Source organism: Pseudomonadales bacterium, assembly GCA_013215025.1.
Lineage (GTDB): Bacteria > Pseudomonadota > Gammaproteobacteria > Pseudomonadales > DT-91 > DT-91.
Map to the genome: position 1 here is coordinate 1 of JABSRR010000010.1, position 4659 is coordinate 4659.

At 46.9% G+C, this 4659-nt stretch carries 4 protein-coding genes; 3 read left to right on the forward strand and 1 reads right to left on the reverse strand.

Features of this window, described 5'->3' with window-relative positions:
• The coding region (locus HRU21_01490; GenBank protein NRA40960.1) for a sodium:proton antiporter at positions 1-1167 on the forward strand (1167 nt) is incomplete at its 5' end.
• Positions 1168-1260: 93 nt separating this feature from the next.
• Here the strand turns inward: HRU21_01490 and HRU21_01495 are convergent.
• Entirely contained in the window at positions 1261-2139 is an 879-nt protein-coding gene (locus tag HRU21_01495; protein ID NRA40961.1) for a DMT family transporter, read from the reverse strand.
• A 128-nt stretch (positions 2140-2267) separates the two neighbouring features.
• On the opposite strand from HRU21_01495, the gene HRU21_01500 reads away from it, so the two are divergent.
• Positions 2268-3767, forward strand: coding sequence for an aldehyde dehydrogenase (locus HRU21_01500; protein NRA40962.1), 1500 nt, complete (start codon positions 2268-2270; stop codon positions 3765-3767).
• Positions 3768-3775: 8 nt separating this feature from the next.
• The coding region (locus HRU21_01505; GenBank protein NRA40963.1) for an MFS transporter at positions 3776-4659 on the forward strand (884 nt) is incomplete at its 3' end.

Below are 4659 nucleotides of genomic sequence, written 5' to 3' on the forward strand. Positions count from 1 at the left end.
GCTGCGCTAATGATGGCGCTTAGTGCAATTGTGCTTGGCAAGCTTGAACTGTTGCCCGAAAGCATCCATCTTGACCAGCTGTTAAATGAGCTGCATTTCAATGAGCTGTTGCTGAAAAGCATTCTTGGCTTTTTATTATTTACCGGCGGCCTAAGTATCAACCTGCGAAGCCTGTATCGTCAACGACTTGAGATTGCCGTACTGGCGATTTTTTCAACCGCCTTGTCGGTGGCGCTGTGCGGCTTTGGTCTGCACTATTTACTCAAGCTTTTAGGCTATCATTTAGACCTCATTTACTGTCTATTATTCGGCGCGGTGATTTCTCCTACCGACCCTATTGCCGTTTTAGCGATCGTGAAAAAACTCAAAGCGCCCGAGGCCATTGCGACTAAAATCGAAGGCGAGTCATTATTTAATGATGGCCTAGGTCTGGTCGTATTTGTGACACTCTCAGCCATTGCTTTTGAGCAAACTGAAGTCAGCGTTTTCAGCGTTGGCGAGCTCTTCCTCAAAGAAGTCGTCGGCGGTATTGTATTTGGCTTCGTGGCCGCATGGCTGGTCGATCAAATGATACGCCATAGCCATCAATCGTCGATGGTATTATTACTCAGCGCGATGCTGCCTACGGCTGGCTATGCCATGGCGCAAAGCATCGAGGTATCTGGGCCCTTAGCAATGGTGGTGGCTGGCATATATCTTGGCAATGTGACTCGTGAGCATGTCGAAGACCGTCATCATATTGCCACTATCAGTCATTTTTGGCATGTGGTCGAAAGCTGGCTAAACAATATCATTTTCTTACTATTAGGCTTAGTCATATTGAGCTTTGACTTTCATAGCGTATATAGCTGGCTTTTGGCGGCTATTATCCCGCTAGTACTGCTGGCTAGGTTAATCAGCATTGGCCTACCGTTTAGTCTTTTAAGCATTCGCCAGCGCTATAATCCATTAACCGTGCCTATTCTAGTCTGGGGTGGCTTACGCGGTGGCCTTTCCTTAGCTATGGCCATGTCTATTCCGGCCGGCATCAGCCTAGTAAAAGAACCAAGCATTGACCTGCGAGAGCTGATCATCATGATGACATTTAGCTGTGTGATTTTTTCAATTATTGTGCAGGGTCTGACTATCAAACCGATTATTCGCAAAGCGAACAGCCTTGAGCACTAAGCCACAATCAAACCCTGAACCGAAATCAAGCCTTGAGAAGCCTTAGCTAGCCGTATTTCGTCAAGAGCTGCGCCCAGACCCGATACGCTTACACTAGGCACGTGCTGATTTAGCCCGCCCAGATAATGTCGTTAGTAAGCCACAAGCCACTACGATGGCCATACCCAGCAAACTCAACCAAGAAGGCAGATACTGCCAAATAAGCCAGTCCAGCAAACCTGCGTGGACGATCGATAAATATGTCATGGGTGCAACGAGCGAGGCATTAGAAAGTGTAAACGCTTTATTGTAGAGATACATGGCGATATAAATGGATGCGCCCACATAGCCGATACATAGCAACTGCAGGAGGTTAACCGACTGCCAATACTGAACCGCCAGCGGCAACATCCCCAGCACTGAAATCAAGAAATAATAAAATAACACGATTGCTGCATCGTATTTTTTTAAGTAATTGGTGCTCACCATCGATATCGCTAGGCATAATGCCGAGCCAAGACCAATTAGGTGGTAAGGGTTAAGTTGGCGCAAATCTGGCTGCAAGGCAATGTAGACACCAGCAAAGCCCAGCAGAATTATCGCAAGCGAGCGCAGCTGAGTACTGTTGCGTAGCCAAAGCCATGCCACCAAGGGCACAAACAACGGCGAACTGTGACGTAAAAGCGTCGCATCGACCAGCGGGATGTTTTCAATCGCTAAGTAAAATGCATAAAAACCTAGCAAGCCACTCACACCCCGGATGAACATCGTCAGCCGGTCTGATGTTTCGATGGCTAATACGGCAGCGATGCCGAGGCTTTTTTTATGCAACACTGCGATGCTTACCAGTAAACAAATAGCGAACTGGCAAAAAGTAATAAACTCAACACTGACGGTTGCGGCCAAATACTTAATTACTGCAGCCGCTGTGGCAGCCACAAGGCTCATAAAAAAGGCGTAAACAAATGCCATATTGCTGTGACTGGAAGACATATTACTGCAAGATTAAAAAGCTACCATCTTACACCTTTTTGCCGGCCATTACTGTTATTTTGATAGGGCTGTGCTTTTCATTCTGTTAAGCTTGAACCTTACTTCGAATAAAAAACGACGAATCTAAAATGACTAATCCTCTCGAACAAGACTGGGCCAGTAAGGCCAAAGCATTAACGCTGAATACCCAAGCGTTTATTAACGGTTCATTTCAAGACGCCGCCAGCGGCGAAACGTTTACCTTGATCAACCCCGCTAATGGCGAGCAACTGACCGAAGTCTGCCGCTGCGGACCCGATGATGTTGACGCTGCAGTCAAGGCTGCTAGAGAAAGCTTCGAATCGGGTAGCTGGGCCAATCAATCGCCTCAGCAACGAAAGGCTGTATTAAACAAAGTCGCTCAGCTCATCGAGGCCAACCGCGAAGAGTTGGCATTACTTGAAACACTCGATATGGGTAAAAATATACGCGACAGCTTTAACTTAGATATACCCAAGTCTGCCGAATCATTTTACTGGTATGCCGAAGCCATTGATAAAGTCTATGGCGAGGTATCATCCAGCAACCAAGGTAAGCTTGGCATTGTCACGCAAGAGCCGCTAGGTGTCGTGGCAGCGATTATCCCCTGGAACTTTCCGCTGTTAATGGCCGCGTGGAAGTTAGCGCCTGCCATGGCGGCAGGAAATAGCGTGATTTTAAAACCTTCAGAGCGCTCCTCACTGACCGCCATCAAGCTTGCAGAAATTATGCAAAGCGCCGGCATACCCGATGGCGTATTCAATGTACTGCCGGGTTTTGGCCATGACTTAGGTCAAGCACTGGCCTTGCATATGGATGTTGACTGCCTGGTATTCACCGGCTCTACCGCGACCGGTAAACGTCTGATGGAATACAGCGGCCAGTCGAACATGAAAAAAGTGTATACCGAATGCGGCGGCAAAAGCCCCAACATCATCTTTGCCGACGCGCAGGATCTCGACAAGGTCTGCCAAGGTTCGGCCAACGCCATATTTTTTAATCAGGGCGAAGTCTGTGTTGCAGGCTCACGGCTGTTGGTTGAGCAATCGATCGCCGCCAGCGTGACCGAGAAACTGGTTGCGCTAGCGGCTAAAATGCAGCCCGGCGATCCACTCAATCCTTTGCATTATATGGGGCCATTGGTCGATGCTGCACATTTAAAGCAGGTTGAAGCATTTATCCATGAAGCCAAAGCTCAAGGTGCAATACTGGAATGCGGCGGTGAGGCCATTCTTACTGAAACGGGTGGCTACTATATGCCGCCGACTATTTTCAGCGGCGTTACCGAAACCATGAGCTTATTTAAAGAAGAAGTGTTTGGCCCTGTGTTAGCGATTAGCAGCTTCACTGACGAAGACGAAGCGATTCGCCTGGCGAATTATGGCTGCTATGGCCTAGCAGCCGGATTTTGGACTGACAATATCAATCGCGCACATCGGGTTGCTAAACGCCTACGTGCAGGCTCGGTATGGGTGAATGGCTGGAGCGCTGGCGATATCACGATGCCATTTGGTGGTTATAAACAATCTGGCAACGGGCGCGACAAATCACTGCATGCCATAGCCAAATTCACTGAACAAAAAGCCACGGTATTTTCCTTTTCTGAATAGCTCGCAACATGAAGGTGCTTAATACCCAGGGATTCATCGCTTATCTGAGCGTTGCATTCCTGAATGCGTTTATCGACTTAGGGCATAAAATCATCATTCAAAATATGGTGTTCAAGCTCTATGACGGACAACAGCAAATTATGCTGACTGCGATTGTCAACGCACTTATTTTGTTACCATTTATTCTACTCTTCACACCGGCTGGCTTTATTTCTGACAGATTTGCTAAGCACCGCGTTATTCAGCTGACTGCTGCTATGGCAATAGCGGCAACTGCTGTCATCTGCTTTGCTTATTATCAAGGCTGGTTTTGGCTGGCATTTGCGCTAACGCTTTTCTTAGCTGTGCAATCAGCGATTTATTCGCCCGCCAAATATGGCTATATCCGCGAGCTCGTTGGTAATGAAAAACTAACCACGGCGAATGGCTTTGTGCAGGCCGTGACTATTGTCTCTATATTATTTGCTACGTTTTTCTTTTCAATTATATTTGAATCGCTGTTTGACCAACAATTACTGCAAAACGCTGCAGATCCAGCCTCTAGTTTATTACAGCAAATAGCTGTGATCGGCTGGATATTAATCGCGCTAGCTGTATTGGAATTCCTTATTAGCTTGAAACTAAAATCAACACGTGCAGGCGACAGTAGTAAGCAATTATTACTAAGCAGATACCTTAAAGGGGAGTATTTTAAACAAAACATTCAGCTTATTCGTGAACGCCGCACCATTATGCTGTCAATTATTGGCCTTTGCTTATTTTGGTCGATTTCACAAATTGTATTAGCTGCGTTTCCCGCCTACGCCAAGGAAGTATTGCATGAAAATAATACGGTAGTGATTCAAGGCATACTAGCCTGTACGGGGTTTGGCATTATGCTAGGCTCATTATT

Coding starts and splice junctions, on each gene's coding strand:
- HRU21_01495 (NRA40961.1), bottom strand. CDS start 2,139: ATGTCTTCCAGTCACAGCAATATGGCATTTGTTTACGCCTTTTTTATG.
- HRU21_01500 (NRA40962.1), top strand. CDS start 2,268: ATGACTAATCCTCTCGAACAAGACTGGGCCAGTAAGGCCAAAGCATTA.